This is a genomic window from Micromonospora sp. DT231 (assembly GCF_049847025.1).
In the GTDB taxonomy this organism is placed as follows: Bacteria; Actinomycetota; Actinomycetes; order Mycobacteriales; family Micromonosporaceae; genus Micromonospora.
This window is the reverse complement of the sequence record NZ_JBNCNO010000052.1, coordinates 1-308: the sequence shown is the minus strand read 5'-3', so window position 1 is coordinate 308 and position 308 is coordinate 1. Positions and strand designations below refer to the sequence as shown.

The window sequence follows — 308 nt, the reverse complement described above, 5'->3', positions numbered from 1 at the left end:
CGATTGGGACGAAGTCGTAACAAGGTAGCCGTACCGGAAGGTGCGGCTGGATCACCTCCTTTCTAAGGAGCACCTTCCGACGAAAGTCGGTAAGGAGCCCGCACTGCCCGAATCTGGTGGTGGGGTGCTCGAATGGCGGAGACACTGGCAAGTTTTGCCCTGGCAACGGCCGGCGGCGCTTAGTACAGCCACTTTGGTGGTGGGAACGGTTGCTGTTGGTGCGGCTGGGGGAGAATGTAGGCACCCTGTTGGGTCCTGAAGGAACAACCCGTGTGGTTGTTGTTTCAGAGACTTGGCCAGCCCCCTTT

Annotated in this window: 1 rRNA gene; it reads left to right on the top strand. The window is 59.1% G+C overall.

Going from position 1 to position 308, the window contains the following annotated elements:
* Nucleotides 1–62, top strand: a 16S ribosomal RNA gene (locus tag ACPXBU_RS34875); the annotation flags it as partial.
* Nucleotides 63–308: the final 246 nt, after the last annotated feature.